At 68.7% G+C, this 3,508-nt stretch carries 4 protein-coding genes; 3 read left to right on the top strand and 1 reads right to left on the bottom strand.

What is annotated here, in order from left to right:
* Positions 1 to 1,054 (bottom strand): amino-acid N-acetyltransferase (argA, locus tag QZW52_RS18955; RefSeq protein WP_294001652.1); only part of this gene is annotated, 1,054 nt, incomplete at its 3' end.
* A 94-nt stretch (positions 1,055 to 1,148) separates the two neighbouring features.
* On the opposite strand from argA, the gene QZW52_RS18960 reads away from it, so the two are divergent.
* The 3 genes from QZW52_RS18960 to QZW52_RS18970 all read left to right on the top strand — a co-directional run.
* Complete coding sequence (locus tag QZW52_RS18960; RefSeq protein WP_294001654.1) at positions 1,149 to 2,327, top strand: winged helix-turn-helix domain-containing protein; 1,179 nt, start codon at positions 1,149 to 1,151, stop codon at positions 2,325 to 2,327.
* A 45-nt stretch (positions 2,328 to 2,372) separates the two neighbouring features.
* Positions 2,373 to 2,774 (top strand): VOC family protein, encoded by a 402-nt coding sequence (locus QZW52_RS18965; RefSeq protein ID WP_294001657.1) that lies wholly within the window; start codon positions 2,373 to 2,375, stop codon positions 2,772 to 2,774.
* A gap of 42 nt (positions 2,775 to 2,816) precedes the next feature.
* A partial coding sequence (locus QZW52_RS18970; RefSeq protein ID WP_434738369.1) for a DEAD/DEAH box helicase occupies positions 2,817 to 3,508 on the top strand: 692 nt, incomplete at its 3' end.

Below are 3,508 nucleotides of genomic sequence, written 5' to 3' on the forward strand. Positions count from 1 at the left end.
AGCCGAAGATGATGCCGTCGTGCTCGATGACGGTGTAGGTGGTGATGTCGCGCTCGATCTCGGTGCGGCTGCGCTTGACCAGCGTGCCGTCGCGCTCGAACGGCTCGATCAGTTGCAGGATGCCGCCCACGTCGTCGGCGGTGGCCTCGTGCAGGCTTTCCAGCTTCTCGTCCACCACCATCGTGCCGACGCCATCGTGGGTGAAGATCTCCATCAGCACCGCGCCATCGCCGGCAAAGGGCAGGATGTGCGAACGCTCGACGCCGCCTTCGCACGCCTTGACGCAGTGCTGCAGGTAGAACGCCGGATCGCTGGGCTGGGTCGGCTCGGGCAGGCGGGCCAGCAGGCGGCGGGCGTCGGCCAGCGCCAGTTCGGTGTCGATGGCGCTGTCCGGGTCGCTCAGGTCTTCGCGGATGCCGGCGATCTCGGTCATGAACATCAGCTTGTCGGCCTGCAGCGCGATGGCCGTGGCGGTGGCGACTTCTTCCATCGTCAGGTTGAACGCCTCGCCCGTGGGAGAGAAACCGAACGGCGACAGCAGCACCAGCGCGCCGATGTCGATGGCGCGGCGGATGGTGGCCGAATCGACCTTGCGCACCACGCCGCTGTGCATGAAGTCCACGCCGTCCACGATGCCCACCGGGCGGGCGGTGAGGAAGTTGCCCGACACGACGCGCACGGTCGCATTGGCCATCGGCGTGTTCGGCAGCCCTTGCGAAAACGCCGCCTCGATCTCGAAGCGCAACTGGCCGGCCGCTTCCTGCGCGCAGTCGAGCGCCACGGGGTCGGTGATGCGCTTGCCGTGGCTGAAACGCGAGGCGTGGCCCTTGGCGCGGAGCTGCTCGTTGACCTGGGGTCGGAAGCCGTGGACCAGCACGAGCTTGATGCCCATCGCGTGCAGCAGCGACAGATCCTGCACGAACGCGTTGAGCTTGCCGGCGGCGATCAGCTCGCCGGCCATGGCGATCACGAAGGTCTTGCCGTGGTACGCATGGATGTGCGGCGCGACCGAGCGGAACCAGGGGACGAAGGTGTGCGGGAAGACGAGGCTCATGGGGTCGGGATTGTGCCTGAGCACCTGCCGCAGACGCCCGGTGGTCAGGGCCATGGACAATGTGGTGGCGCAAGACAAGCAAGAGGGGCACGCCGTGCAAACACTGTTGAGGTCACTGGCCTTGAACCAGCAAGGGCTGGGCGCGTCGCCTGTCTTTGGTCATGGGGCGGTCGGGGCGCTGCAGGCCATCGAGCACCTCGGGTATGTCCAGATCGACACGCTGGCCGTGATCGAGCGGGCGCACCACCATGTTCTGTGGAGCCGGGTACCGGGCTATGAACCCGCGCACCTGAACCAGCTCCTGCGCGAGCGGCGGGTGTTCGAGCACTGGTTCCATGCGGCGTCCTGCCTGCCGATGCGCGACTACCGGTTTTGTCTGCCGCTGATGGCCGCGGTACGCGAGGGGCGCAGCCGCCTCGTCACCCCGGCCGATGCGGCGGTGATGCGCCAGCTCCTGGACCGGGTGCGCCTGGACGGGCCGCTGACGCTGCGCAGCCTGGACCAGCCATCGACCGTGAAGGGCGGGTGGTGGCAGGCGGGGCCGGCCAAGCACGCGCTCACCCGGCTTTTCATGCAGGGCGACCTGATGGTGTGCGAGCGCCAGGGGATGGAGAAGGTCTACGACTTGGCCGAGCGGGTGCTGCCCGGCGGGCTGGACTTGCGCGTGCCGACGGTGGACGAGTCTGCGCGCTACCTGCTGGACACGGCGGTGCGCGCGCATGGGATCGTGACTTGGGCGCAATTGCTGCATCTCAAGACAGGTCAGGCCATCCGGGACGCGATGCGCCGCGCACTGGACGAACGGCTCGCGGCTCGGTCGCTGGTACCGCTGGAGGATGCAGCGTTGCCGGATGCCTATGTGGACCCCGCGGCGCTGGCCGCCCTCGGTCACCCGCCGCCCACCACCCGCCGCGTGGTGCGCCTGCTCTCGCCGTTCGACAACGTGGTGATCCACCGGGACCGGTTGAGTGGCTTGTTCGGGCTGGACTATCGGCTGGAGTGCTACACGGCGGCGCCGAAGCGGGTGTACGGGTATTTCTGCCTGCCGATCCTGTTCGGGGACCGGTTCGTGGGGCGGGTGGATTGCAAGGCCCATCGGCGCGAGCGGCGCTTCGAGCTGCTGAGCGTGCATGTCGAGGATCCGCTGCCCGATCGGGACGAATTCCTGCCGGCGTTCAACGAGGCGTTGCAGGCGCTGGCCGGGTTTTGCGGGTGTGACCGCGTGGACGCTGGATCGGCGGCGGGGGCTGGTTTCCTCAACTTGACGACGTGAATCCCTCGTCGCACGATGCGGGGCATCCCCACCCAGGAGACCCGCATGGACGCTTTCAAGACCCACGGCGCAATCAGTTGGAACGAGCTGATGACGACCGACCCGGTACATTCGGCCGATTTCTACCACCAGCTTTTCGGCTGGACGGTGGAGACGATGCCGATGCCGCAAGGCACATACCGCATCCTCAAGGTCGAGGGCCAGCCCATCGGCGGCATCATGGGCATCCCGCCCACCGCTCCGCCGGGGATGCCGCCCAACTGGTGCCCTTACGTGACGGTGGACAGCGCCGACGAGACGGCGGGCGAGTGCGCGGCATTGGGCGGGCGGGTGCTCATCGAGCCGACTGACATTCCCGGCATCGGGCGCTTCGCGGTGCTGCAGGATCCGCAGGGTGCGGTGCTCAACATCATGGAATACGGCATGCCGGGCGACGCGCCGACCTGAGTGCAGCGGGCTGCGGGGCAGGACGGCGATAATCCGCCCCCTGTGAACCCGACGCTCCCCACCCCTCCCGCCGCACCGCCGAAGCGGACGGCCGCCGCCGCGCCCACGCGCCGCCCCGCCAACCCCGTTCCGCCGATCACCTACCCGGACGCGCTGCCCGTCTCGGCCCGGCGCGACGAGATCGCCCAGGCGATGCGCGACCACCAGGTCATCATCGTCTGCGGCGAGACCGGCTCCGGCAAGACCACGCAGATCCCCAAGATCGCGCTCGAACTCGGCCGCGGCCTGGGCGCAGGCGGCTCGGGCCTGATCGGCCACACCCAGCCGCGCCGCATCGCCGCCAGCTCCGTCGCCAAGCGCATCGCCGACGAGCTGAAATCGCCGCTGGGCGAGGTGGTCGGCTACAAGGTGCGCTTCCAGGACCGCCTGCAGGCCGGCGCCTCGGTCAAGCTGATGACCGACGGCATCCTGCTCGCCGAGACGCAGTCCGACCCGCTGCTGCGCAATTACGACACCCTGATCATCGACGAGGCCCACGAGCGCAGCCTCAACATCGATTTCCTGCTCGGCTACCTGCGCCAGATCCTGCCCCGGCGGCCCGACCTGAAGATCGTCGTCACCTCGGCCACCATCGACGCCGACCGCTTCGCCCAGCACTTCGCCTCCGCCAAGGGGCCGGCGCCGGTGATCCTCGTCAGCGGGCGCACCTTCCCGGTCGAGCAACGCTGGAAACC

The organism is Sphaerotilus sp. (assembly GCF_013299175.1).
Lineage (GTDB): Bacteria > Pseudomonadota > Gammaproteobacteria > Burkholderiales > Burkholderiaceae_C > Sphaerotilus.

Excerpts from the sequence above, each read along its gene's own strand:
- QZW52_RS18965 (WP_294001657.1), top strand. The coding sequence starts at position 2,373 with ATGGACGCTTTCAAGACCCACGGCGCAATCAGTTGGAACGAGCTGATG.